Annotated in this window: 23 protein-coding genes and 4 tRNA genes; 9 read left to right on the plus strand and 18 right to left on the minus strand. The window is 70.0% G+C overall.

Annotated elements, in window-relative coordinates:
• Nucleotides 1–247: 247 nt before the first annotated feature.
• The 5 genes from BJY20_RS00645 to BJY20_RS00665 form a co-directional block, all read right to left on the minus strand.
• A tRNA-Val gene (locus BJY20_RS00645) sits at nucleotides 248–324 on the minus strand.
• On the minus strand, nucleotides 315–1,544 hold the full coding sequence (locus tag BJY20_RS00650) for a methyltransferase (protein WP_343062720.1): 1,230 nt from the start codon (nucleotides 1,542–1,544) through the stop codon (nucleotides 315–317). Before BJY20_RS00650 ends, BJY20_RS00645 begins: the two co-directional genes overlap by 10 nt.
• Before the next feature lies 1 nt (nucleotide 1,545).
• Nucleotides 1,546–2,115, minus strand: a complete 570-nt coding sequence (locus BJY20_RS00655) for a PGPGW domain-containing protein (RefSeq protein ID WP_185989753.1) — start codon at nucleotides 2,113–2,115, stop codon at nucleotides 1,546–1,548.
• A 17-nt stretch (nucleotides 2,116–2,132) separates the two neighbouring features.
• Nucleotides 2,133–2,978: an aminotransferase class IV gene (locus BJY20_RS00660; RefSeq protein WP_185989754.1), complete on the minus strand. Its 846-nt coding sequence runs from the start codon at nucleotides 2,976–2,978 to the stop codon at nucleotides 2,133–2,135.
• Nucleotides 2,975–3,997, minus strand: a complete 1,023-nt coding sequence (locus tag BJY20_RS00665) for a chorismate-binding protein (RefSeq protein WP_185989755.1) — start codon at nucleotides 3,995–3,997, stop codon at nucleotides 2,975–2,977. The genes BJY20_RS00660 and BJY20_RS00665 overlap by 4 nt, the downstream gene beginning before the upstream one ends.
• Before the next feature lie 214 nt (nucleotides 3,998–4,211).
• Between BJY20_RS00665 and BJY20_RS00670 the strand changes: the two genes are divergently transcribed.
• Nucleotides 4,212–5,069 (plus strand): helix-turn-helix domain-containing protein, encoded by an 858-nt coding sequence (locus BJY20_RS00670; protein ID WP_185989756.1) that lies wholly within the window; start codon nucleotides 4,212–4,214, stop codon nucleotides 5,067–5,069.
• Here the strand turns inward: BJY20_RS00670 and BJY20_RS00675 are convergent.
• A complete protein-coding gene (locus tag BJY20_RS00675) occupies nucleotides 5,045–5,869 on the minus strand; it encodes a sigma-70 family RNA polymerase sigma factor (protein WP_185989757.1) in 825 nt (274 codons plus the stop codon). The genes BJY20_RS00670 and BJY20_RS00675 overlap by 25 nt on opposite strands.
• Before the next feature lie 192 nt (nucleotides 5,870–6,061).
• Between BJY20_RS00675 and BJY20_RS00680 the strand changes: the two genes are divergently transcribed.
• Nucleotides 6,062–6,382: a PRC-barrel domain-containing protein gene (locus tag BJY20_RS00680; RefSeq protein ID WP_185989758.1), complete on the plus strand. Its 321-nt coding sequence runs from the start codon at nucleotides 6,062–6,064 to the stop codon at nucleotides 6,380–6,382.
• 67 nt (nucleotides 6,383–6,449) lie between these two features.
• A complete protein-coding gene (locus BJY20_RS00685) occupies nucleotides 6,450–7,127 on the plus strand; it encodes a GAF and ANTAR domain-containing protein (protein ID WP_185989759.1) in 678 nt (225 codons plus the stop codon).
• Nucleotides 7,128–7,188: 61 nt separating this feature from the next.
• On the opposite strand, the gene BJY20_RS00690 is transcribed toward BJY20_RS00685, so the two are convergent.
• From BJY20_RS00690 to BJY20_RS00700, 3 genes are all read right to left on the minus strand, one after another.
• Nucleotides 7,189–7,263, minus strand: a tRNA-Val gene (locus tag BJY20_RS00690).
• 42 nt (nucleotides 7,264–7,305) lie between these two features.
• Nucleotides 7,306–7,376: transfer RNA gene (locus BJY20_RS00695), tRNA-Cys, on the minus strand.
• A gap of 22 nt (nucleotides 7,377–7,398) precedes the next feature.
• Nucleotides 7,399–7,471: transfer RNA gene (locus BJY20_RS00700), tRNA-Gly, on the minus strand.
• Nucleotides 7,472–7,640: 169 nt separating this feature from the next.
• Between BJY20_RS00700 and BJY20_RS00705 the strand changes: the two genes are divergently transcribed.
• Nucleotides 7,641–9,314: an acyl-CoA dehydrogenase family protein gene (locus tag BJY20_RS00705; protein WP_185989760.1), complete on the plus strand. Its 1,674-nt coding sequence runs from the start codon at nucleotides 7,641–7,643 to the stop codon at nucleotides 9,312–9,314.
• Nucleotides 9,315–9,327: 13 nt separating this feature from the next.
• Here the strand turns inward: BJY20_RS00705 and BJY20_RS00710 are convergent, their stop codons facing one another.
• Complete coding sequence (locus BJY20_RS00710) at nucleotides 9,328–10,203, minus strand: PPK2 family polyphosphate kinase (protein ID WP_185989761.1); 876 nt, start codon at nucleotides 10,201–10,203, stop codon at nucleotides 9,328–9,330.
• A 45-nt stretch (nucleotides 10,204–10,248) separates the two neighbouring features.
• On the opposite strand from BJY20_RS00710, the gene BJY20_RS00715 reads away from it, so the two are divergent.
• Complete coding sequence (locus tag BJY20_RS00715; protein ID WP_185989762.1) at nucleotides 10,249–10,923, plus strand: dihydrofolate reductase family protein; 675 nt, start codon at nucleotides 10,249–10,251, stop codon at nucleotides 10,921–10,923.
• Between the two features lies 1 nt (nucleotide 10,924).
• Here BJY20_RS00715 and BJY20_RS00720 read toward each other — a convergent pair whose 3' ends face one another.
• Nucleotides 10,925–12,091 (minus strand): alpha/beta hydrolase family protein, encoded by a 1,167-nt coding sequence (locus BJY20_RS00720; protein ID WP_343062721.1) that lies wholly within the window; start codon nucleotides 12,089–12,091, stop codon nucleotides 10,925–10,927.
• Between the two features lie 79 nt (nucleotides 12,092–12,170).
• On the opposite strand from BJY20_RS00720, the gene BJY20_RS00725 reads away from it, so the two are divergent.
• Complete coding sequence (locus BJY20_RS00725) at nucleotides 12,171–13,196, plus strand: ATP-dependent DNA ligase (protein ID WP_185992388.1); 1,026 nt, start codon at nucleotides 12,171–12,173, stop codon at nucleotides 13,194–13,196.
• Between the two features lie 14 nt (nucleotides 13,197–13,210).
• Here the strand turns inward: BJY20_RS00725 and BJY20_RS00730 are convergent, their stop codons facing one another.
• Nucleotides 13,211–14,293 (minus strand): DNA polymerase domain-containing protein, encoded by a 1,083-nt coding sequence (locus BJY20_RS00730; protein WP_185989763.1) that lies wholly within the window; start codon nucleotides 14,291–14,293, stop codon nucleotides 13,211–13,213.
• A 176-nt stretch (nucleotides 14,294–14,469) separates the two neighbouring features.
• Between BJY20_RS00730 and thpD the strand changes: the two genes are divergently transcribed.
• Together thpD and msrB are read left to right on the plus strand one after the other, a co-directional pair.
• Nucleotides 14,470–15,369 (plus strand): ectoine hydroxylase, encoded by a 900-nt coding sequence (gene thpD / locus BJY20_RS00735; RefSeq protein WP_343062723.1) that lies wholly within the window; start codon nucleotides 14,470–14,472, stop codon nucleotides 15,367–15,369.
• A 98-nt stretch (nucleotides 15,370–15,467) separates the two neighbouring features.
• A complete protein-coding gene (msrB, locus tag BJY20_RS00740) occupies nucleotides 15,468–15,893 on the plus strand; it encodes a peptide-methionine (R)-S-oxide reductase MsrB (protein ID WP_425484172.1) in 426 nt (141 codons plus the stop codon).
• Between the two features lie 96 nt (nucleotides 15,894–15,989).
• On the opposite strand, the gene BJY20_RS00745 is transcribed toward msrB, so the two are convergent.
• The 4 genes from BJY20_RS00745 to hemG all read right to left on the minus strand — a co-directional run bounded on the left by BJY20_RS00745 (nucleotide 15,990) and on the right by hemG (nucleotide 20,039).
• Entirely contained in the window at nucleotides 15,990–16,724 is a 735-nt protein-coding gene (locus BJY20_RS00745; RefSeq protein WP_185989766.1) for a class I SAM-dependent DNA methyltransferase, read from the minus strand.
• 45 nt (nucleotides 16,725–16,769) lie between these two features.
• On the minus strand, nucleotides 16,770–17,681 hold the full coding sequence (locus tag BJY20_RS00750) for a type IV toxin-antitoxin system AbiEi family antitoxin domain-containing protein (protein WP_185989767.1): 912 nt from the start codon (nucleotides 17,679–17,681) through the stop codon (nucleotides 16,770–16,772).
• Between the two features lie 226 nt (nucleotides 17,682–17,907).
• A complete protein-coding gene (hemQ, locus tag BJY20_RS00755; RefSeq protein WP_185989768.1) occupies nucleotides 17,908–18,627 on the minus strand; it encodes a hydrogen peroxide-dependent heme synthase in 720 nt (239 codons plus the stop codon).
• Nucleotides 18,624–20,039, minus strand: coding sequence for a protoporphyrinogen oxidase (gene hemG / locus BJY20_RS00760; protein ID WP_185989769.1), 1,416 nt, complete (start codon nucleotides 20,037–20,039; stop codon nucleotides 18,624–18,626). The genes hemQ and hemG overlap by 4 nt, the downstream gene beginning before the upstream one ends.
• A gap of 125 nt (nucleotides 20,040–20,164) precedes the next feature.
• On the opposite strand from hemG, the gene BJY20_RS00765 reads away from it, so the two are divergent.
• On the plus strand, nucleotides 20,165–21,055 hold the full coding sequence (locus BJY20_RS00765; RefSeq protein WP_185989770.1) for a DUF4349 domain-containing protein: 891 nt from the start codon (nucleotides 20,165–20,167) through the stop codon (nucleotides 21,053–21,055).
• Nucleotides 21,056–21,064: 9 nt separating this feature from the next.
• On the opposite strand, the gene hemE is transcribed toward BJY20_RS00765, so the two are convergent.
• Both hemE and BJY20_RS16335 read right to left on the minus strand, forming a co-directional pair.
• Nucleotides 21,065–22,108, minus strand: a complete 1,044-nt coding sequence (hemE, locus tag BJY20_RS00770; RefSeq protein ID WP_343062724.1) for a uroporphyrinogen decarboxylase — start codon at nucleotides 22,106–22,108, stop codon at nucleotides 21,065–21,067.
• Between the two features lie 56 nt (nucleotides 22,109–22,164).
• Nucleotides 22,165–22,998 carry an EamA family transporter gene (locus BJY20_RS16335; protein ID WP_185989771.1) on the minus strand — a complete coding sequence of 278 codons (834 nt, stop codon included), beginning with the start codon at nucleotides 22,996–22,998 and terminating at the stop codon, nucleotides 22,165–22,167.
• Nucleotides 22,999–23,037 lie beyond the last annotated feature (39 nt).

A 23,037-nucleotide genomic window follows, 5' to 3' on the forward strand; every position in this document is an offset into this window, starting at 1 on the left:
CTCACTTCCTGGCAATCGCGTCGGGGTGGCCGCTCACCCTCGACGCGCATGGATGGCAGGGCCCCAGCCGCATGCCACTGCTTCCGCTGGACCCTACTCGACGGGCCGAGGTCAGCCGTTCCCTGCCGTGCGCAACCGACCTGGTCGTGACTCCTGACCAGTCGTCGTGCGAGCCCCACTCTGGTGATCTGCAGCTCCGTGACGAAGGCCCCCGACCTTTCGCTTCCGCGGTCAGGGGCCATGGTTGTGGTGGACGTAAAGGGACTCGAACCCCTGACCTTTCGCGTGTGAAGCGAACGCTCTAACCAACTGAGCTATACGTCCGTGGTGCTCCCCGGTCCGGTGTCCCGGTCGGGCAACTTGAGCAGATTACCCGCAGCGCTCCTCGCAGGGCCAATCGGGTCCGACTGCGTGTCGGGTACGAGCCGCCACAGCGAGGTGACCTCGGCCCGGCGGGCCGCGTGCAGGGCATCCTTGGCATCACTCGCCTTCGCGTGTCGCGGCATCGTGTCGTCCCGTCCCACAACCCGCAGGCCGGCAGCGGCAACGAGGTCGAGCAGCTCCCCCTTCGCCCGCAGCCCGAGATGCTCGGCCAGATCGGAGAGGACGAGCCATCCCTCGCCCCCGGGCTCGAGGTGGGCCGCGAGTCCCTCGAGGAAGCGGCGCAGCATCAGCGAGTCCGGGTCGTAGATGCCGGCCTCGAGCATCGACGTCGGCTCCCCCGGCAGCCACGGCGGGTTGCACACGACGAGGTCCGCGCGACCCGCCGGGTACAGATCTGCTTCGATGACCTCCACCCGGGAGGCCAGCCCGAGTCGCGTCATGGTCTCCCGGGCGCAGGAGACCGCCCGCGCACTGATGTCCGTCGCGACGACCCGGTGGGCTCCGCGGCGGGCGAGGACCGCGGCCAGGACACCGGTGCCGGTGCCGAGGTCGAAGGCCGTCAGGTGCTGCGCCCGTGGCAACGGTGCGCCGGCGACCAGGTCGATGTACTCCCCCCGCACTGGCGAGAACACGCCGTATCCGGGGTGGATGCTCTCACCCAGGGCGGGGATCGGCACTCCCTTCTCGTGCCACTGGTGCGCGCCGAGGACCCCGAGCAGCTCGGGCAGGGCGACGCATGTCGTGCCGGTCGGCGGTCCGTACGCGTCGTGGCAGGCTCGGCGCACGTCGGGGGCACGTCGCAGGTCCAGTGAGTGGTCGTCCTCGAGCTGGACGAGGAGCCTGCCCAGGATGCGGGCCCGCCGGGCCCGTGCCGCCCGGTGCGCGGTGAACTCCGTGCCGCCACGGCTCTTCCTCGAGGCCTGCCTCGCGGCCCGCTTGGCGGCGTCCTTCTGCACGCGTCGGTCCATGGCGCGCAGCAACTGGCGGGCGTTGTGGTAGTCCCCGCGCCACAGCAGGGCGGTGTCCCCCTTCGCCAGGCGGTAGGCGGTGTTGGCGTTCATCGTGTCGTCTGCCACGACGACCTGCGACGGAGCCGGAGAGAAGTTCTCCGAGTGCCACCGTGCGGAGTGCTCGACCCCGCCCTCGATCCAGTGGATCACGTCAGCGGGGTGGGATCAGGTCGATGCCGGGGACCTGGAGGAGGAAGTCCTCCATCTGGTCCGGCAGCCAGCCCGGGATACCGGTGATGGTCAGCGCCAGCCAGAAGCACACCCACCCGAAGACGACGGAGATGCACAGCAACGGCAGCTTCCACTTCCACGGCAGGGCACGCGTGTACTGCTCGAAGGCCTTGACCTCCGCCTTGACGAACTGCGTCACACGACGGGCCCACATGAACTCGGTGCTCCACAGGAACAACCCGATGAAGATGATCGCCCAGCCCGGACCGACGAGCGGCACCAGGGGCAGCCCGGTGACGACCAGCGCCAGGCCGAGCACGGCGACGACGACACGGTAGACCGTCCCGGTCATCGGGTTGGTGCGGATCGCGCGTCGCCACCGGATCGGGTCCTCGTGCGCGTCGATCCGCCCGTCCTCACCGAAGCGCTCGAGCAGCTCCTCGCGCACGATGGCGTGCTGCTCGTCGCGCACGACCCGGTAGGACTTGCGCCGTCCGTCGGCAGTGCGCCCCGGGGCCGGCTTCTCGGGGGTCGACGACTCGGCGGTCATGGTGCTCTCCGTCGGGCTCACGGGTTGAACGAGGCGGCGGAGGCCTTCGCGAAGGCCTCCTGCACGCGCATGGTGACGGGTCCGGGAGCACGCAACTCGCGTCCGTCGACGGCGTGGATGGGCTGGACGTCCCTGGTCGTACTGGTCAGGAAGGCCTCGTCGGCCGTCTCCAGCACCGTCATCGGCAGGGCTTCCTCGCGTACCTCGATGCCGGCGCCGCGCGCCCACTCGATGGCCAGCTCGCGGGTGATGCCGGCAAGGCAGCCGCTGTCCAGCAGCGGTGTCCGCAGCACCCCGTCGACGACGACGAAGATGTTGCTGCCGGTCCCCTCGCACAGCTCCCCGCGGGTGTTGCCGAAGATCGCCTCGGTCCCGCCCTTGTCCTTCGCGTGCGCCAGCGCGATGACGTTCTCCGCGTACGAGGTCGTCTTCAGCCCGGCGGTGGCACCACGCTCGTTGCGGGTCCACGGCACCGTCGCGACGGCCGTGGTCGAAGCGGGGGGTGCGGCCTGTGCGGCCGTGACGATGTAGGTCATCCCCCGGTCCCCCCGGTCGGAGCCGAGCGGTCCCGGCCCGCCCGTGATCGTGTACCGCAGGCGACCGAAGCCGATCCGTTCCCCGGCCGCCAGGACGGTGTCGACGCCCTGCTGGACCAGGTCCCGGTCTGCGGTCGCCAGTCCCAGACCGGCGAGCGTGCGGTCCATCCGCGCAAGGTGCCGGTTCGCGGCGAAGATCTCCCCGTCAACGATCTTGCACGTCTCGAACGCCCCGTCCCCCACGGTCACACCGTGGTCCAGCGCGGCCAGGGACGGCTCGTCCGGCCCCACCATCGATCCGTTGACCCATACGCGTACGTCGCTCATGACTCCACTCTTCCAGATGCCAGGTCCATCAGGACGCGGGTCTTCAGCTCGCACTCGGCCCACTCCCCCTCCGGGTCCGAGGACCACGTGATGCCCGCTCCGGTACCGAAGCGCAGCAGGCGTCCCCCGGACGGATCCGTCGTGGCGAAGAACGTGCGGATACCCACCGCGAGTTCCCCCACCGCTGCACCCCTGTCGTCCCGGTCGATCCACCCGATGGCACCGCAGTACGCGCCCCTGGGGGAGGTCTCCAGGTCGGCGATCGCCCGGAGGGAACTGGACTTGGGGGCGCCGCTGACCGAGCCGGGTGGGAAGGTCGCGCCGATGACGTCCGCCCACGTGGTGCCTCCTCGCAGTCGACCGGCCACGTCGCTGACGAGATGCACCAGCCCCGGGTGCGTCTCGGGTGAGCAGAGACGCTCGACGACGACCGTGCCCGCCTCGCAGACCTGCTGCAGGTCGTGACGCACGAGGTCGACGATCATCACGTTCTCCGCGACGTCCTTGGTCAGCATCTGCTCGGCCGTCGGGGCAGTCCCCTTGATGGGACTGGAGAGCAGTCGGTCGCCGGCGCGGGTCAGGTAGCGCTCCGGGGAGGCGCAGGCGAGGTCCAGCCCCGCAGAGGGCACGTGGACGGTCCCGGCGAAGGGCGCCGGGTTCCCCTTGGCCAGCCGCGCCGCGAGATCGGGCAGGTGTGCATTCTGCGGCAGGTCCGTCTCGAGCATGGTCGTGAGGTTCGCCTGGTAGAGCGTGCCGGCAGCGATCCGCCGCCGAACATCCTCGACCCCGGCGACATAATCGGCCCGCCCCAGACTCGCCCGCCAGCCGGCCACCCCCGGCCACCGCTCAGGACGGCTGGGCGCCCGGCCCCCTTCGTCACGATGGGCGAAGCGGACGGCAGTCAGCTCTCCCTCGAACGTGACCACGACGACCCATGAGCCGCGCTCGAGATCGGCGGCGTCGTGGCTGACCTCCACCGGGTCGGACCACGTCGTCGACCCGAATCTCGCGAACTCCACGCTGGAAGGATAGGTGGCCCGGGGTGGAGTCGGCGGTCGAGCGGCAACCAAGCGGCAATTCGGTCACGAGGTCTGTTCATCGGCTGGGTGAGCCCCTAATGTCGTTAGCGGCTGGCTCCGGGGGGATGGACGGCGGGCCGCTCCTCAAGAGGAAGGGGCGGCCCGAGCCGCCGTTCGGGGCGACGAATCCGTCCGTTTCCGGCAGGCTGGATCCATGAGTCATCCCGCACGCGCTGGCGCCCTGCTGAGGAGTCTTCGGCAGGCGCACGGCTCCACGCAGAGCGACCTCGGTCACGGTTCCGGGGTCAGCGTGCGCACGATCCGAGGTCTGGAGCGCGGCGAGATCCAGCGACCCCAGCTGGCCACACTGCAGCTTCTGGCGCTGGCACTTGAGTTGTCCGCGCAGCAGCAGGCCGAGTTCCTGCATGCGTGGGCCACGCCGCAGCAGCCCGGCTACGACGGCCTGCTCGTCGACCCGACCCTGTCGGAGATGGAGCAGATCGACGCGATGACCCGATCCGCCCTGGGGGCATACCGGGTGATCAGCCAGAACTGGCACACCAGCGTCGGCACCGACCGGAGGATGTCCACGACCCGCTGCCAGATCGCGCTGGAGGCGGTCGAGGACGGGCTCGAACGGGTCTTCAACGTCCAGAACGGCGACGAGCACACCACCGCCTCCCGCCTGGAGTTCCGCGCCCTACGAGGCAGCCGACTCTCCGGCCGGTGGGACTTCGAGGACAGCAACGTCACCGTCTTCGGGGTGGACCTCCCGCGCCGCCTGGCCAAGGGGCAGTTCCACTCCTACGAGTATGAGGTGCTCTCCCACCCCGACGACGACGGCACTCTGGGCTACTCGGACGGGTTCATCTGGGGCGCGCCGCACACCACGCGGAGCCTCGTCGTCTCGGTCGAGTTCGCCGTGGCGCCGGCGACACTGCGTCGCGTGCAGAAGGCCCCGGGCAGGCACTTCGAGTTCCTCGACGAGGTGCCCTTGGACGACAGCCGGCAGGCGGCACTCGTCCTCGAGGACGCCGACCCCGGAGCCTACGGATTCACCTGGACCTGGTGACTGCTCGAGGACGTCGGGGCCCACCCCTCGATCCGCGTGCGCAGTCGGCGGCAGACGGAGCTGAGGATGCGCGAGACCTGCATCTGGCTCACCCCGACCTGCTCACCGATCTCCTGCTGGGTCAGGTCGGCGGAGAAGCGCAACTTCAGGATCTGCCGCTCACGTCCGTCGAGGTCCGCCATCGCCGAGCGCAACGAGATCAGCGTGACGACCCTGTCGTAGGGCTCCTCGCCGTCGCCGTCGGCCAGCGTCTCGGAGAGCACCGGGCCGAGGGCCCGGGTCGGTGCATCCAGCGAGGTCGAGCGATACCGGTCCCCCGCCGCCCTGGCGGCACGGACCTCGTCGACACCGATACCCAGCTCGGCGGCGACCTCGGCGTCGGAGACGGCGCGCTGGTGCGTCTGGCCCAGGGCGGCCGAGGTGTTGCGGACCTGCTGGTGCAACTCCTGCAGGGCCCGCGGTGGACGCACCGCCCACCCATGGTCGCGGAAGTAGCGCTTGAGTTCACCGGTGATGGTCGGCGCGGCGAAAGCCGTGAAGCCGTGGCCCTTCTCGGGACTGTAACGGCGTGTGGCCTGCACGAGGCCGAGCATCGCGACCTGGTGCAGGTCGTCGGCCTCGATGCCACGCCCCTCGAATCGTCGTGCCAGCGAGTCCGCCAGACCCCGGTTCGCGAGGACGACGCGCTCACGCAGCCGACTCGCCCGGGCCGCGTCCGGCTCGGCGTACGCCTGGGTCAAGAGCTCTGCGGACTCACGGTCGCGGACCTGGGACGTGCTCTCCTGTGGTGCAACGGACATGGCGGCCTCTTCCTCAAAAGAACCACGCCAGCCACGGTCTCGAGCCGACAACTGATTTCAGACAATCACAGTGATCCGCGGCATGCAACAAATCGGGAAGGTCGATCGCGCAACGAGCGATTGGGCCGCACGGGGGAAGGGTAGGCCCGTAACGACCGGCAGGTGGATCCAGCGCGACACCGAGGAGGGGACGTGGCCGTGCACAGTCCGGACATGGCGATCCGCAACTACCTCGGGCACGAGGTGCACAGCACCGCAGGCCCCCTGCTCGGGCACATCGTCGACATCCTCGCGGACGCCCGATCCGGCGTCCCACAGTGGGCAGTGGTCACCCTTCGTGGCCTCCTGCCTCGGCACCGGGCGCTCCCGTTCGCGCTTCTGCTCCGCACGGCGCACGGCTTGGTCGTGCCCGTTTCCCGCACGACTCTGCGAGACTCGCCCCAGATCAGGTTGGGAACCGCCATGACCGCCCGGCAGGAACTGGATCTCCGCGCCTACTGGACCGCGCACTGAGCCTCGACCATGGTCTGCCCCACCGGCCCGGTGCACCGGGCCGGTCACGACCCTTACGAGGAGTGCCATGCAGGACGACCAGCTCGCTCGCATCATCGAGCAGCTCAGCGCGGAGCCGGAGGAGGCCTACACCCTCCAGCAGGTGGTCGACCAGGCCGTCGCCAACGTCCCCGGGTGCCACATGTGCAGCGTCTTCGTGCGGCGACACGGCACCGTGGAGGTGGCTGCCAACTCGGACGCGACGGCCTCCCGAGTCGACGAGCTGCAGTTCGAGCTCGACGAGGGTCCCTGCCTCAACGTGCTGTCCGAGCACGAGCTCGCCAGCGTCCCCGACACCGAGCACGAGCGTCGTTGGCCCCGGTGGGCCGAGCAGGCACACGCGCAGGGGGTCAAGTCGTCCCTGAGCGTGCGTCTCTCGGCGACGGCGCCGTACTTCGCCTGCCTGAACATGTACTCGTACCGCGAGGGAGGCTTCGACGACGACGCCGTCGACCGGGCAGTCGTCTACGCCCGGCTCGCGTCAGTCGCACTCGAGCAGGCTCGTGAGATCAGCGGCCTGCGCAGTGCGCTGAACAACCGACTCATCATCGGAGCGGCCCAGGGGATCCTCATGGAGCGCTACGGGCTCACCCTCAACAGGGCGTTCGAGGTGCTGCGTCGCCACTCCAACGACAGCAACACCAAGTTGCGCGATGTCGCCCAGGGAGTCCTCGACGACGTGGACGCGCGTAGTCCCCTGCACTGAGGGCCCACACGACGAAAAGGCCCCTGACCGGCGTTTCCGCTGGTCAGGGGCCTTGCCCCGATGGTGGGCGATACTGGGTTTGAACCAGTGACCTCTTCCGTGTCAAGGAAGCGCGCTACCGCTGCGCCAATCGCCCGAGTGTATGCAGTTTCAACTCCATGCAGGCTCTGCATGGTCGAGGTGGAGACGGGATTTGAACCCGTGTAGACGGCTTTGCAGGCCGTTGCCTCGCCTCTCGGCCACTCCACCACTGAAGGCGGTGAACCTTCCGAGCGGATGACCGGCCTCGAACCGGCGACCTCAACCTTGGCAAGGTTGCGCTCTACCAACTGAGCTACATCCGCACTCACGCTTACCGCTTCTCTGCGTCGGCGTGCTGTGGAAGATTAGCCCATAGCTTCCGCCAATTCCAAACTGAGGGTGAACCCCGGCCCGGTCGCCCGGATATCCGGTCAACTCCGCCCTGCGATGGGCTCATTCCCACCCCAGGACCCCCACTCGTAGGCTGGCCCCATGCCCACGCACGAGGTGACCAACCAGCCCCCGCCGTTCAGCGGTCAGGACGTCTTCTCCACGGATCCCGCACTGACGGAGGGGGTCGCCCGCTGGGTCCCCGCCGACCGTCGTGACGACGCCGTGCAGGAGCTCACCGCACTGGGCCTCCTGGCCGGCTCCGACGAGGCCGCCGGCTGGGCCGACCGGGCCCACCGCAACACCCCCCGGCTGTACACCCACGACCGCTTCGGCCACCGCATCGACGAGGTCGAGTTCGACCCCGCGTGGCACGAGCTGATGCGTACCGCTGCCGGCGCCGGACTCACCGGTGAGGCATGGACACAGCGCGAAGGGAGCGGCTCGCACGTACGTCGCGCGGCCGGTCTGATCGCGTGGAGCCAGGCCGAGCCCGGTCACATCTGCCCGATCACGATGACCAACGCGGCCGTCCCCGCCCTTCGCCACTCCCCCGAGCTCGCCGAGCGGTGGGAGAGCAAGCTGGCCTCGCGCACCTACGACTTCGGCCTGCGCGAAGTCGGGACGAAGGCCGGCGCGATCGCCGGGATGGGGATGACCGAGAAGCAGGGTGGCTCGGATGTACGAGCCAACTCCACGCTCGCGGTGGCGACCCCGGACGGCCCCTTGACCGGTAGCACCTACCGGCTCACCGGCCACAAGTGGTTCTGCTCGGCTCCCATGAGTGATGTCTTCCTCGTCCTGGCAAAGACCTCCCCCGAGGCGCCACCCAGCTGCTTCCTCGTCCCCCGGGTCCTCGAGAACGGGACGCGCAACCCCTTCGCCCTGCAGCGGCTGAAGGACAAGCTCGGCGACCGCTCCAACGCATCATCGGAAGTCGAGCTCGACGGGACCTGGGGTGCCCTCGTCGGCGAAGAGGGCCGCGGCGTGCGCGCGATCATCGACATGGTCGCGACGACACGACTGGACTGTGTCCTCGGGTCGGCGGCCACCATGCGTGCGTCTCTGACGCGGGCGGTCCACCACACGCAGCACCGCGTCGCCTTCGGTGCGACGCTCGTCGACCAGCCGTTGATGCGCAACGTCCTCACCGACCTCGCCCTCGAGTCGGAGGCGGCGACCCTGCTGGGCCTGCGTCTGGCCCACGCCCTCGACGAGGGCGACACCGAGCTGACCCGTCTAGGGGTCGCGGTGGGCAAGTACTGGGTGTGCAAGCGCACCTCGACTTTCACCGCGGAAGCCATGGAGTGCCTCGGTGGCAACGGGTACGTCGAGGAGCACGGCATGGGCCGGCTCTACCGGCAGGCCCCGCTGAACTCGATCTGGGAGGGCTCGGGCAATGTCAACGCGCTGGACGTGCTCCGCGCGATCGCCAAGGAGCCGGCCTCGCTGATGGCTCTGCTCAAGGAGGCCTCCGTCGCCCGTGGGCAGCTGCCCGTCCTCGATGCCGCGCTGGACGACCTCGAGCGCGACTGCAGCGAGCTCGGGGCGCAGGACCCGGACCGCGCGGCCATGGGCTCGCGCCACCTCGTCGAGCGCCTCGCCCAGACGCTGCAGGCGAGCCTGATGGTCACGCACGCTCCGAGCGACCTGGCCGAGGCCTTCGTCGCCTCCCGGCTCGGCGGTGGCAAGGGGATGAACTTCGGCACGCTCGACCCCGACCTCGTCACACTCGCGGGCACGACGGCCATCGCGCGGGCCACGGTCTCGGCATAGGCCCAGGGAGGCGTCAGGACTTCTCCAGTCGCGCCCGCTGCTTCTCGACGTCGAAGTCCGCCTCGGGCCACTGCAGGTCCATCGGCTCCAGGTGCTCCTTGAGCAGGTTCATCACGGCCAGCCGGGCGTACCACTTGCGGTCCGCCGGCACGACGTACCAGGGGGCGACGTCGGTGGAACACCTGTCGATGGCGGCCTGGTAGGCCTGCTGGTAGTCCTGCCAGTAGGCGCGCTCGTCGATGTCGACAGGGCTGAACTTCCAGTGCTTGTCCCCTCGGTCGAGCCGCTCGGCCAGGCGTTCCTTCTGCTCCTCCTTGCTGGTGTGCAGCATCACCTTGATGATCGTCGTCTCCTGGTCGACGACACCCTGCTCGAAGGCGTTGATCTGGCCGTAGCGACGCGCCCACTGCGACTTCGGGACGAGGTCGTGGACGCGGGCGATCAGGACGTCCTCGTAGTGGCTGCGGTCGAAGACACCGATCTGCCCGGGGTGCGGCAGCGCCTTGCGGATGCGCCAGAGGAAGGGGTGCCGAAGCTCCTCCTCGGTCGGCGCCTTGAAGGCGGTGATCGCCACGCCTTGTGGGTCGACATTGCCCACGACGTGACGCATCACTCCACCCTTGCCGGCCGTGTCCATGCCCTGGATGACCAGCAGGATGCTGCGCCTGCCTCCGGAGGTGGCCCCGGCGAAAAGGCGCTCCTGCAGGTCGGAGACAGGTCCGGCCAGAGCAGCCAAGGCCTTCTTGCCATCTCCCTTGTCACCGTCGAAGGCCGGGGTACCACGGGTGTCGATGGCGGTCAGGTCGGTCCCCGCGGGTGCGCACAAGGCATCCCGGAACGGGGTGCTCGGCGATGCCGTCTTCTTGCCTGACTTCTTCTTCTTGGCCATCCACGGATCATGTCAGTCAAGGAGGTCGTGAGGCAGACTCGCAGCATGCGCGTCCTGACCTGTGACCATGCCGCCGCTACCGTCTCCCCGGGGGACGAGCTCACCGACGACGACATCGACGCCCTCTACGCCGCATCGGATCCGCTCCTGCGGCTGAATTTCGTCACCACCCTCGATGGGGCGGCGACGGGTGCGGACGGGCGCTCCGGGACGATCAACTCGGCGGCCGACCACCGTGGCTTCACGGCGATGCGCCGGGCCGCCGACGTCCTGCTCATCGGGGCCGGGACGGCGCGTGTCGAGGGGTACGCGCCGGCGGGCACGCCGATGGTCGTGGTCTCCTCCCGAGCCCAGTTGCCGCCGACGACACGGGGCGACGATGTCGTGCTCGCCACGACCCGGTCCTCCGGCGCCCCGGAGTCGGAGACCACATGGCTGTGTGGCCAGGACCGCGTCGACCCGGCAGTCGTCGTGGAGCGCGCCCGGCGGACCTTCGGTCCCCACGTGCTGTGCGAAGGGGGACCGACGCTGGCTGCCGAGCTGGTCACCGCAGGGCTCGTCGACGAGCTCGGCCTGTCGTGGACGCCGAACCTCGTCGGTGGCGACCGCAGCTCCCACCCGCGTCTGCTCGACGGGGCGGACGTCGACGTCGACCTCACCTGCCGGCACCTGCTCGAGGAGGACGGCAGCCTGCTGGGCCTGTGGCGCGTCGAGCGCTGAGTCAGCGTACGAAGTCGGCGACCACTGCGTCCCAGCGACGCGGGTCGACGTTCCACTCCTTGCAGTGCCGCGCGAGGGACCACGGCTCGTAGGTGATCAGGTCCGGACGCGCCTGCGCCAGCGCCTCGCTCGGCCCGACGGGGACGAACTCGTCGTCGCGCGAGTGGATGAGCAGCATCGGGTGGTGCAGCTCGTCCGCCCGGGTGACCCAGTCGGTCTTCGCGACATCGACGCTCTCGGAGACTCCGACGAGCCGCTTGGCCCAGTGCTGCCCCATGAGGGCGCTGCCCAGGTGCGAGACGGGTGCAGGGACGCGGTGCAGCTCGGCGTGGTGCTTGAGGACCTGGCCCCAGTCGACGACGGGACCATCCAGCACGGCCCGTGAGACGACGCTCGACAGGCGAGAGCGATCCAGGAACTGCAGGACGATCGCGCCGCCCATCGACCAGCCGACGAGGATGATCTCCCGGGCTCCGCGGGCCAGCGCCATGGAGACGGCGTCCTCGATGTCGCGCCACTCGGACAGGCCGAGGTTGTAGCGCCCGTCGGGCCCCACCGGGGCCTCCCCGTCGTTGCGGTAGCTGGGGACCAAGCAGGTCAGGCCCGCCGCGTGCAGGGCCGGGATCGCCCGGATCGCCTCGATCCGACGCGCACCGCGACCGTGGACGAGGATCGCCCAGCGGTCGCCGGTACCGTGCGGGGTCGGCGTGATCCAGGCCGGCATCGGGCCGAGCTCGGCGGGGACGATGACGTCCTCGGTCGCCAGACCCAGGTCGGTCTGCGGGTCGCGACCCCAGTAGTAGGGGTTGAACCGGGCCGGGCCGGGTTGCAGGACACCGAAGTCCACCCCGAGCAGCTCGCGGCGCACCCGCTGCCGCCGGTGGTCCACCTCGAGGACGCCGCCGATGCGGGCGTGGCCCTTGCCGCCGTCGAGCCAGAGTCCGTAGCGCCCGGGCACCACGATGTCCTCGGTGCCCGAGAGCGTGAGGCTGTCGGAGTGCACGACGTGGATGACGGTGTCGTCCGGTCGGATCGGGTCCGGCGTCAGGACCCGGCGGGCGAAGTAGGTCGCACCCCCGACCCACACCGAGCCCGCGCCGACGAGGGCGGACGCGGCCGCCACGGACCCGTAGGTCACTGCGCGCTCAGCCAGGGTCCTCGTCGTCACGTGCCCATCGTCTCAAATCCTGCGCCGAACAGGCAGAATGTGACGAGTGGCACCCCTTCCCCACCTGGACCTCTCCCCGATGCTCGCCAAGGCGATCAAGGACGTGCCCGCGGCCGACGCCGTCGACGCGGGCTACTCCTACGAGCCGAAGTGGGACGGGTTCCGCTGCATCATCGTCAAGGACGGCGACGACGTCGAACTGGCCAGCCGCGGCAAGAAGCCCCTCACCCGGTACTTCCCCGAGCTCGTCGATGCCTGTCACGAGCACCTGCCCGAACAGGTCGTGCTCGACGGCGAGATCGTCGTACGCAGCGGCGAGCCGGGCCGGCAACGGCTGGACTGGGAGGCACTCGGCCAACGGATCCACCCCGCCCAGTCGCGCATCGCGAAGCTGTCCGCGCAGACGCCGGCGGAGTTCATCGCCTTCGACCTGCTGGCCCTCGGCGACGAGGACGTGACCGGGTCCGCCTTCGCCCACCGCCGCGAGGTCCTCGAGTCGGTCTTCGCCACGATCGCGAAGGGGGCGCCGCTGCACCTGACGAGGGTGACGCGGGATGCGCAGGAGGCCCGGGACTGGTTCGTGCGGTTCGAGGGGGCCGGCCTGGACGGCGTGGTCGCCAAGGCGCTCGCCTCGACCTACCAACCCGGCAAGCGCACGATGCTGAAGATCAAGCACAAACGGACCGCGGAGGCGGTCGTCACCGGCTACCGGGTGCACAAGTCCGGGCAGGGGGTCGGCTCGTTGCTGCTCGGGCTCTTTCACGAGGGGAACCTGATCAACGTGGGTGGGATCGCGGCCTTCACGACGAAGAAGCGCCTGGAACTCGTCGACGAGCTCGAGCCGCTCGTGCGACGTGACGCCGACGGGGAGATCGAGCACGCTGAGACGGACCGCTCGCGCTTCTCCTCGGGCAAGGACGTCTCGTACGTGCCGCTGCGACCCGAGCGCGTCGTCGAGGTCGCCTTCGACCAGCTCGAGGGGCACCGCTTCCGCCACACGGTGCAGTTCCTGCGCTGGCGACCCGACCGCGACCCCGCCTCGTGCACGCTCGACCAGATCGACCGGGCCGCCGCCTACGACCTGGGCGAGGTCCTCGCCGACTGAGTCGTCGTGACGGATCATTCCCCGATCCGGTTGCCGTCCGCGTCCCAGTGCTCGGCGACCTTCTTGCTCGGCTGCACGCGCGGTGGCTCGCCGGGCATCTTCGGGTAGTCGGGCGGGAAGTTCAGCTCGCCGCCGGGCAGGGTCTCCCACAACCGCAGCAGGGGGTCGAGCGAGTACGCCTGCTCGTCCATGTCGGCCCACGGGTCACCGTCGGCGAGGTGGTCGAGCACGGTGGTGAGGTTGTACTCGCGTGGATCGGTGACCGCGGCCAGCTGCTCCCACGTCATCGGGGTGCTCACCGGCGCGCCGGGACGAGCGCGCAGGCTCCACGCGCCGGCGATCGTGCGGTCGCGGTTGTTCTGGTTGAAGTCGACGAAGATCCTTTTCCCCCGCTCCTCCTTCCACCACGCGGTCGTCACGGAGTCGTCGCGCCGCTCCAGCTCGCGGCCGAAGCCGATCGCCGCGTGCCGCAGCTCCTCGAAGGACCACCGGGGCTCGATCCGCACGTAGACGTGGATGCCGCGGTTGCCGCTGGTCTTCGGGTAGCCGCGCAGGCCGAGCTCCTCGAGCAGCTCACGGGCGACGCCGGCCACCCGCTGCGCATCGGCGAAGTCGGTGCCGGGCTGCGGATCCAGGTCGAGTCGCAGCTCGTCGGGGTGATCGACGTCGGCCCGCCGCACCGGCCAGGGGTGGAAGGTCAGCGTCCCCATGTGGGCCGCCCAGACGAGCGATGCCGGCTCCGTCGGGCACAACTCGGCGGCGCTGCGTCCACTCGGGAATGTGATGTCGACCGTCTCGACGTAGTCGGGCGCGCCCCGGGGCAGACGCTTCTGGTAGAAGCCGTCGGCGCCGGAGTCCTTGGGGCCGACCGCGAGTCGCATCCCCTCGCGCCACCCGTCCGGCCAGCGCTCCATCGCGGTGGGGCGCTGGCCGATCGTGCGCATCATCGTCGCGCCGACGTCCGCGACGTACTCGCACACCTCGAGCTTGGTGATCGCCGGGGTCCGCTCGCTCGCCTCGTACACGACCCGATCGGGGCTGGAGACACGAACCTCCCGCTCCCCCGCCGTCACGACCGCTGCCGGTGTCTTGGCCATGGCATCAGCCTATGGGCTGCCGTGTGTTGATTCCGTCCACGGAAGTTGAGAACGTGCGAGCGGGGGCGAGCAGCCCCCTTCGCCCGTCCACGGGGCCCGTCCATGAGGCGGGTCCTGACAACAAAACAGCACCACCGGCACCACCGATGCGCCGGATTGAGCGAAAGGGATCTTCTGTGATCACGGGAACTCAAACCGCAACTCGAACCATTGATGTCTACCGGACCCGCCTGGCCGACCGCAGCCAGATCGAGCCCCGCTCGCACTCCGTCGTGTGGAGCAAGGACGCCTCGGGTCCGCTCTCCGGGGACCAGCTGCGCGGCTACGACCGGCGCGGTTACCACACCGCCGACCCGGTCCTCTCCGAGGAGGACATCACCACCTGCCTGTCCGAGGTGGATGCCATCACCGACCGGCTCGGGGACGACGAGCGGATCATCCGCGAGCGCTCCAACGGCGACTTGCGCTCGGTCTTCGCCGTCCACCGGCTCAGCGACGCGATCGCCGAGATCGTCAACCGCGAGGACATCGTCGGCGTCGCCCGCCAGATCCTCGGCGACGACGTGTACGTCCACCAGAGCCGGATGAACCTCAAGCCGGGCTTCGCCGGCGGGCCGTTCTACTGGCACAGCGACTTCGAGACCTGGCACGCCGAGGACGGGATGCCCGCCCCGCGCGCCCTGAGCGTCTCGCTCTCGCTGACGCCCAACTACGAGACGAACGGCGCGTTGATGATCATCCCCGGCTCGCACAAGCAGTTCGTCAGCTGCGTCGGGGAAACGCCGGATGGTTACCACCGCGAGTCACTCAGCTCCTACCGTCCCCCCTTCGGAACCCCGGACGAGGAGGACGTCACCCAGCTGGCGCAGGAGCACGGGATCGACATGATCACCGGTCCGGCCGGGTCGGCGCTGTACTTCGATTCCAACTGCATGCACGCGTCCGCAGGAAACATCTCGCCGGATCCGCGCAACAACCTTTTCGTCGTCTTCAACGCCGTCTCCAACCAGCTGCGGGAGCCCTTCGCGGCCTCCGCCCCGCGGCCGGACCACCTTGCCCACCGCGACGTCGGCTGATCCCTACCCATCATCCATCGCCGTGGCAGCCCCGGAAGATCCTCGGCGGCCGCGGCGTTGCATGATGGAGACATCGACGATGAAGGAGTCACACGATGATGGAGCAGACCGACCGCGACTACGCCGTGAGCAAGACCGACGAGCAGTGGCGTCAGGAGCTCGCCCCGGAGGAGTACTCCGTGCTGCGTGCCGCCGGGACCGAGCGCCCCTTCACGGGTGAGTACAACGAGACGCAGACCGAGGGCGTCTACGCCTGCCGCGCCTGCGGGTCCGAGCTGTTCACCTCGGAGACGAAGTTCTCCAGCCACTGCGGCTGGCCCTCGTTCTACACCCCGCTCGCCGAGAACCGCGTCGAGTACATCGAGGACGCCTCCCTGCCGGGCCGCCCCCGCGTCGAGGTCCGCTGCGCCAACTGCGGCAGCCACATGGGTCACGTCTTCGAGGGTGAGGGGTACGACACCCCCACGGACCAGCGGTACTGCATCAACTCGATCTCGATGACGCTGCGCCCGGCGCAGGGCTGAGGCGCCTCACCCGCCTCCCGATTCTCGGGTCATCCGACAAACCCCTGGTTCGCATGAGTCTCCTACTGATGCGAACCAGGGGTCTGTCTTGCTGAGTCAGCTGGGCAGCCGCCAGACGCTCACGTGTCCGCCACTCTCGGCGGCGAAGGGGGTCCCGCCCCAGTCCTCTGTGCGCCGCTCGAGCTCCATCCCCGCCAGCTGAGCCATCAGGTCGAGCTCGCTGGGCCAGACGTACCGGTAGTTGTGTGTACCTCGCCGATAGGTCCCGTCCGCCTGCCGATTGACGTGGTGGGACGTCGCCTGCTGAGTCACCACGTCGAACGTGTCGAACCCCAGGTGCTCGTCGGACACGTCGAACGGCACGGCCCACTGCCCCGGTGGCAGGGAACGAAGCGGGGGCACGCCGACCTCCACGACGAAGCGTCCTCCCGGCCGGAGGTGGCGTGCCGCATTACGGAAGCACTCGACCTGCTCGGCCTGCGTGCGCACGTTGCCGATGGTGTTGAAGACGAGGTAGACCAACGAGAACTCACCGTCGACGCGCGTCGTCGCCATGTCCCCGATCGTCACCGGGAGCTCGTCCGGCGAGACCTTGCTACGCAACTGCTCGACCATCGGGCGGGACAGCTCGATCCCCGTCACCTGGACCCCCTTCGCCCGGAGTGGGACACCTATCCGTCCCGTGCCGATGGCGAACTCCAGAGCCGGGCCTCCCTCGGTCAGGTCGGCGAGGGCCTCCACTGCCGGATCGACGACGTCGGGGCTGAACATCCCGTCCGCGCCGTCGTACCGCTCCGCCTGCTCGGCCGTCCACAGATCACTGCTCGTCATGCCTCCCAGCCAATCAACCGGACGGCTCGTCGGTCCAGCGAGTTCCTACGCCGCGACGGCCAGCGCCGCGGCTACCGCAGCGACGATGCGTTGCGAGTGGAACAAGTCCGCCCAGGTCACCCGGACGATGACGTAGCCAAGGGCTCGAAGGCGGTCCTCACGCTTCTTCTCGCGGAAGAGTGCGTCGGCTCCGCCGTCGGCGTACTTCACCTTCCCGTCGAACTCGATCAGGACCCTGGTCCCCTCGATGCCCAGGTCGGCCCGGGCGACCAGTTCACCGTGACGATCGGCGATCGGAACCTGCGAGACGACGCGCCATCCCGCTGCCCGGAGGATGACTCGGGTGACGCTCTCTCCGGGGGATTCGGCGTCACCGTCCGACCACTCCAGGGCGCACCGGACCCGCGACGAGAGGGGCCATCTTCGGACGGTCTCGTAGACCGCGTCGAGGGATCCCCTGGTTGTCGCACCACAGTGCAGGGCGGCGTCGATCGATGTCACACCCGCAGTGATGCCGTGGTCGATGGTCATCTGCACGAGTGCCGTCGCCAGCTCCGTCGCTGGCCCCCACGGGGTGTCCACGGGGTCGTGGCGAAGGGGGCGGATGCGCAGGTGTTCCGTGCTGGCTTCGCGAGCGACGGGTCGCGCGATGTCCGCCCGCACGGCCGCTACCTCGAAGAGCGGGATGCCGTGGGCGGCGACGGCCGTTGCACCGGTCAGCACCGCGTCGGGATATGTGCGCAGTGCGGCCTTGGCGAGGAGCTGACGGTGCTCTTCCTTCGTCCACGTGCCTGGTCCTGTGTAGGCACCGCGGCAGATGCGCGTGATCAGCCCGCGACGCAGTGCCGCCTTGAGCACCTCATCTCCCAGACCCATCCTCAGGGCGTCCTGACGGGTGAAGATCGCGTCGGGGAGAGCAAGCAGCTCGGTGTAGAGGTAGGAAGCCACATCGATCATGGGAGCAACAGTGGCTCGCATCCGACACGGCTGGGATGACCTCGCGCGGGCCTGTGGACTCCTCGCCGGGGACAGCGAGGGTGTGGGTGACGAGAGTCCCCGGGGACTCTGCAGGAGAAACCCCCGGTCCGCAGGAGTATGAAACCCGTGCGAACCAGGGGCTTATCGGGTCACCCGGTATTCGGGAGGCGGGTGAGGCGCGAGGGGCGGGTGAGGCGAGCAGACCTCAGCGCAGCCCCTCCACGAGCGCCTCGACGCTCACGCGCGGCCCGGTGAAGAACGGGACCTCCTCGCGCACGTGCAGGCGTGCCCGGGAGGCACGCAGCTCGCGCATGAGGTCGACGATGCGGTGCAGCTCGTCGGCCTCGAAGGCCAGGATCCACTCGTAGTCGCCCAGGGCGAAGGCGGGGATGGTGTTGGCGCGCACGTCCGGGTAGTCGCGGGCCATGGCGCCGTGCTCGGCGAGCATCGCGCGACGCTCCTTCTCGTCGATGACGTACCAGTCGTAGGACCGCACGAAGGGGTAGACGCACACGTAGTTGCGCACCGGCTCGCCGGCCATGAAGGCGGGGATGTGGCTGCGGTTGAACTCGGCCCGGCGGTGGCAGGCGACGTTGGACCACACCGGCTCCAGATGCGCCCCCAGCTCGGTGCGCAGCAGGCGCTTGTAGGCGTCCTGGAGCAGCTCGACCTCGTCGGCGTGCCACCAGATCAGCAGGTCCGCGTCGGCGCGCAAGCCGGCGACGTCATAGACACCACGGACGGTCACGCCGCCCTCGGTCACCGCGGCGATGAGCTCCTCGACCTCGGCCACGAGCGCGGGACGGTCTGCGTCGCCCAGCGGCGTGGCCAGGGCGAAGGCGGAGAACATCGCGTAGTGCACGGACGAGTTGATCGCCTCGAGCTGCTCGCGGCTGGGCTTGGTGGGTGCGGGACGGTCGGTCATCGCTGCTCCTGTCGGGTGGGGGTCGAAGGGGGGCAAGTGGTCGAGATCGTGCTCGCGGCCCGGGCCGCTCCGTCGAGGACGGCCGCGATGCCCACCCCGTCGTAGGCGGCGCCGACGAGCTCGATCCCGGGCAGTCCGGCGACATCCGCGCGCGTCGTGGCGACCTTGTCAGTGTGCCCGAGGTCGTACTGGGGCAGCCCGCCGCCCCAGCGCTGCACGTGCGCGTCCAGGGGCTGCGGCAGCCGGGTGCCCAACGCCTGCCCGACCTCGTCGAGGGCGATGGCTCGCAGCTGATCATCGCTGCGCTGCAGGCTCGCGACCTCACCGGCCCGGCCGACGGACGCACGCAGGAGGGTCACCTCGTCGGACGCGGCGCGCACCCAGGCCCACTTGGCCGCGGAAAAGGTCGCGGCCTTGATCGTGTGCCCGTCGACGGCGGGGGCCAGGAAGCCGCTCCCGGGCGGCGTCGGCAGCTGTGCGGTGGGCAGGGCGAGGGTGACGACGGCCATCGACGCGTAGTCGACCCCGGCCAGGGCACGGGATGCGGCGGGCGCGTGGTCGGTGAGCAGTCGGGACGTCGGCGGCGCCGGGGTGGCGAGGACGACGGCGTCGGCGTCGTGGACCACGGGGTCGATGGTCGGCCCGGTCACCACACGCCACCCGGCCGGGGTGCGGTGCAGCTCTCGGGCGATGGTCTGCTGCAGGATCGTGCCGCCGCCGGTGGTGACGCCGGCGGCGAGTGCGTCGACGAGCGTGCTGATGCCGCCGACGAGCCCCATGACCCGTGGCTTCGGTGGCGTCGTCGGCTCCGGCACGAGGGAGGCGACCGCGTCGGGCACGGACCTGCCTTCGGCCATCGCCGACCACAGCCCCGGCATCGTCGCGCGCAGGGAGAGCGCATCGACCCGCCCGGCGTAGATCCCGCCGAGCAGGGGCTCGACCACCCGGTCGACGACCGCCCGGCCGTAGACGGATCCGACGGCGTCGGCGACGGTCACATCACGATCGTCGAGGGCGAAGGGTGCCGGTCGCGCCGCGCGGGCGACCTCCCCTTCGTCGAGGATCCCGCCCAGGTCGGTCTCGGCGGAGGGGATGCCCAGATAGCTGCGGGCGGGTACGCGGTGGCGCGCACCCCGTGACCAGATGCTGGCGGGCACCGGCTCGGGGTGGACGAGGCGGTCGGCCAGACCGAGGTCGGTGATCAGCTCACGCGCCGGGCGGCTGCTCGCCACGATGGACTCGGCGCCCACGTCGACGGTGACGCCTCCGACTCGGAAGCCACGGATCTTGCCGCCCGGCCGCTCCCCCGCGTCGATGACGAGGACGTCGAGGTCGGGGCGCTGTGCCAGCAGGTGGTGGGCGGTCGCCAGACCGGCGATGCCACCACCGACGACGATCACGCGAGGACGCATGGCCCCAGTTTCCCACCTACAGTGACCACATCGTGACCCGGTCCGGTGCAACCGGCCCGGGCCCGGGCGCGTCCAAGTCCACGACCGCCCGGGTCAGAGCAGGCCGAGGACGTGAAAGGACGACGATGCGAGGTACGACGATGCGAGTGGTGACGCTGGCCGCAGCAGGAACGCTGGTCTTGGCAGGATGCAGCGCTGATACCGGCAACCACCCGGACGGTGCGGCGTCTGCGCCGTCCGGCGCGAGTGCCGACCGGGCCGTGCAGGACGAACCGGCACCGGCCGAAGGCGCGTCGACGAAGAAGATCACCGAGCAGGACGCGGGCGGCACCCACCTCGCGCGGACCGCTGCCCTGACGACCACGGTGGACGACGTCCCGCGGGCGAGCGCCAAGGTTCGCTCGATCGCCGAGGCCTCCGGAGGGTACGTCTCCAGCGAGGAGACACACATCTCCCCCGGCGACGACGGAGCGAGCGACGACCGATCGTCGGCTGAGATCGTCGTGACCGTGCCTGTCGACGAGCTCGACACGATCGTGTCCGAGCTGGCAGGCATCGGGAAGGTCACCGAGCGCTCCGGTGACGTCCAGGACCTGTCGCAGCAGTACACGGACACGACCTCGCGGGTCGGCACGCTGAAGAAGTCGGTGGCCCGTCTGCAGGAGCTCATCGACTCAGCCGACGGCCTCGAGGAGATCGTCGCCCTCGAGTCCGAGCTGACCGAGCGCGAGGCCGACCTCGAGTCGACGCTTGCCCAGCAGAAGGCACTGGAGAAGCGCACGAGCACCGCGCCGATCACGGTCGACTTGCAGTCGCCCGGGGCCGCGGCCGAGGACCCGAGCGGGTTTCTTGCCGGCCTCGCGTCGGGATGGGGTGCCTTCACAACCGCCCTCGGGGCGGGCATGACCGCGCTCGGGGCGGTCACCCCCCTCGCTGTGCTGGGGTTGGTGATCGCCGGTCCTGTGCTGTGGCTGCGGCGCCGTGGTGGCCGGCGGGTCCGCACTGACGTCACCTGACGGCCGGCATCAGCGGGCGCTGACCTCGTGGATCAGCTCGACGACACGGGTGAGGACGACCGGGTCGGTGTCCGGCAGGACGCCATGGCCGAGGTTGAAGATGTGTCCGGGCGCCGCACGCCCCTCCGCGAGGATGCGACGGACCTGGGTCTCGATGACCTCCCAGGGGGCGAAGAGCAGTGCCGGGTCGAGGTTGCCCTGGACGGGCCGGTCGGCGCCGACGCGCTCGATGGCCTCGGCCAGGGAGACTCGGTAGTCGACGCCGATGACCTCGGTCTCCTCGGCGGCCATGTCGGGAAGCAGCTCCCCGGTACCCACCCCGAAGTGGATGCGCGGGACCTCGCGATCCGCGAGTGCGGCCAGCGCCACCCTGCTGTGCGGCAGGACGTGTTGACGGTAGTCGGCCTTGGAGAGGAATCCGGCCCACGAGTCGAAGAGCTGGACCGCGCTCGCCCCGGCGTCGACCTGAACCTGGAGGAAGGTGGCGGCGATCTGCGACAGGCGCGCGCACAGGTCGTGCCACAACTGAGGGTCCCCGTGCATGAGCGACTTGGTGTGCTCGTGGTTCTTGCTCGGACCACCCTCGATGAGATATGAGGCGAGGGTGAAGGGGGCACCCGCGAACCCGACGAGCGGGGTGGCCCCGAGGTCCATGACGATGCGGCGCACGGACTCGGTGATGTCCGGGACCATGTCCGCGGTCAGCTCCGGGATCCGGTCGAGGTCCTCGCGGGAGCGGAAGGGCACGTCCAGCACGGGTCCGACGCCCGGCTCGATGTCTATGTCGATGCCGACGGCCTCGAGCGGGACGACGATGTCGGAGAAGAAGATCGCAGCGTCCACGTTGTGGCGTCGCACCGGCTGCAGGGTGATCTCGGTGACGAGATCGGGCGTGCGGCAGGCCTCCATCATGGTGGTGCCGGCCCGCAGCTCACGGTACTCCGGGAGGGAGCGGCCGGCCTGGCGCATGAACCACACGGGGGTGTGCGGGACGGACTCCCCCCGGGCCGCGCGGACCAGGGGGCTGTCGGAGGGCGAGGCTGCGGTGTTCACGCTCCCGATCCTCCCATGCAGGTCGGCGCGTCGGACCCCCGGGCGAAGGGGGCGGGTCAGGCTGCGATGAGGGCGATGCCCACCAGCGCGGCAGCCACCCCGACGAGCTGGACGGGACGCAGTCGCTCCCGCAGGACGAGCCACGCGAGCAGGATCGTCGTCACCGGGTAGAGCGAGGCGAGGACCCCGGCGATGCTCAGGTGACCGCGCGTGGTCGCCACGCTGAACAGGGCCGTGGCCGACAGGTCCGCGAGTCCCACGATGACGATGCCCGGGACCAGCCGTCGGGGCAGGCGCCACCGGGTCGTCAGCACCAGGGCGAGCACGAGGAAGACGCTCACCGACGCGATCCGCATCGCCCACAACGTGTGGATCCCCGAGACCCGGCTGCCCAGGTCGACGCAGGCCATCGCCGTGCCCAGACCGAGCGCCGCGAGGACGGCGTAGAGGATCGAGGTGGCATCACCCCCTTCGCCTGCGCCCTTGACCTCCGGACCGCTGGCGAGGACACCGCCGACGATCGCCAGCAGGATCCCGGCACCGAGCAGGACGGTCACCGGGTCGCCGCGGACGAGGCCGACGACCACCGGGACGAGGACACCGAGACCGGCGATCGGCGTGACGATCCCCATCGGGCCACGGGCCAGACCGGTGTAGAGCGCGAGCAGGCCGGCACCCTCTGCCACTCCCCCGAGCGCGCCCCACACCCACCACGAGCCGGGTGGCAGGGGCAGGCCGACGACCAGCACGACCACGGAGATCGCGACCAGAGCGACGGTCTGCGAGCAGGTGACGACGGTGCGTGCCGGCAGTCGCGCGGACAACAGGCCGGCGATGAAGTCCGAGGCCCCCCAGGTCACGGAGGCCGCGAGGGCGATGGCGATCGTCACGGGGGCAACGGTACGTCTCCCCCGGCGTGGCCTACCGAC

Source organism: Janibacter cremeus, from assembly GCF_013409205.1.
Classification (GTDB): domain Bacteria; phylum Actinomycetota; class Actinomycetes; order Actinomycetales; family Dermatophilaceae; genus Janibacter; species Janibacter cremeus.

Excerpts from the sequence above, each read along its gene's own strand:
- BJY20_RS00715 (WP_185989762.1), top strand. The coding sequence starts at position 10,249 with ATGCGCGTCCTGACCTGTGACCATGCCGCCGCTACCGTCTCCCCGGGG.
- BJY20_RS00670 (WP_185989756.1), top strand. The coding sequence starts at position 4,212 with ATGAGTCATCCCGCACGCGCTGGCGCCCTGCTGAGGAGTCTTCGGCAG.
- BJY20_RS00685 (WP_185989759.1), top strand. The coding sequence starts at position 6,450 with ATGCAGGACGACCAGCTCGCTCGCATCATCGAGCAGCTCAGCGCGGAG.
- BJY20_RS00675 (WP_185989757.1), bottom strand. The coding sequence starts at position 5,869 with ATGTCCGTTGCACCACAGGAGAGCACGTCCCAGGTCCGCGACCGTGAG.
- BJY20_RS00660 (WP_185989754.1), bottom strand. The coding sequence starts at position 2,978 with ATGAGCGACGTACGCGTATGGGTCAACGGATCGATGGTGGGGCCGGAC.
- BJY20_RS00765 (WP_185989770.1), top strand. The coding sequence starts at position 20,165 with ATGCGAGGTACGACGATGCGAGTGGTGACGCTGGCCGCAGCAGGAACG.
- BJY20_RS00730 (WP_185989763.1), bottom strand. The coding sequence starts at position 14,293 with ATGGCCAAGACACCGGCAGCGGTCGTGACGGCGGGGGAGCGGGAGGTT.
- msrB (WP_425484172.1), top strand. The coding sequence starts at position 15,468 with ATGGAGCAGACCGACCGCGACTACGCCGTGAGCAAGACCGACGAGCAG.
- BJY20_RS00655 (WP_185989753.1), bottom strand. The coding sequence starts at position 2,115 with ATGACCGCCGAGTCGTCGACCCCCGAGAAGCCGGCCCCGGGGCGCACT.
- BJY20_RS00705 (WP_185989760.1), top strand. The coding sequence starts at position 7,641 with ATGCCCACGCACGAGGTGACCAACCAGCCCCCGCCGTTCAGCGGTCAG.
- hemQ (WP_185989768.1), bottom strand. The coding sequence starts at position 18,627 with ATGACCGACCGTCCCGCACCCACCAAGCCCAGCCGCGAGCAGCTCGAG.
- hemG (WP_185989769.1), bottom strand. The coding sequence starts at position 20,039 with ATGCGTCCTCGCGTGATCGTCGTCGGTGGTGGCATCGCCGGTCTGGCG.
- BJY20_RS00710 (WP_185989761.1), bottom strand. The coding sequence starts at position 10,203 with ATGGCCAAGAAGAAGAAGTCAGGCAAGAAGACGGCATCGCCGAGCACC.
- BJY20_RS00725 (WP_185992388.1), top strand. The coding sequence starts at position 12,171 with ATGCTCGCCAAGGCGATCAAGGACGTGCCCGCGGCCGACGCCGTCGAC.
- BJY20_RS00750 (WP_185989767.1), bottom strand. The coding sequence starts at position 17,681 with ATGATCGATGTGGCTTCCTACCTCTACACCGAGCTGCTTGCTCTCCCC.
- BJY20_RS00745 (WP_185989766.1), bottom strand. The coding sequence starts at position 16,724 with ATGACGAGCAGTGATCTGTGGACGGCCGAGCAGGCGGAGCGGTACGAC.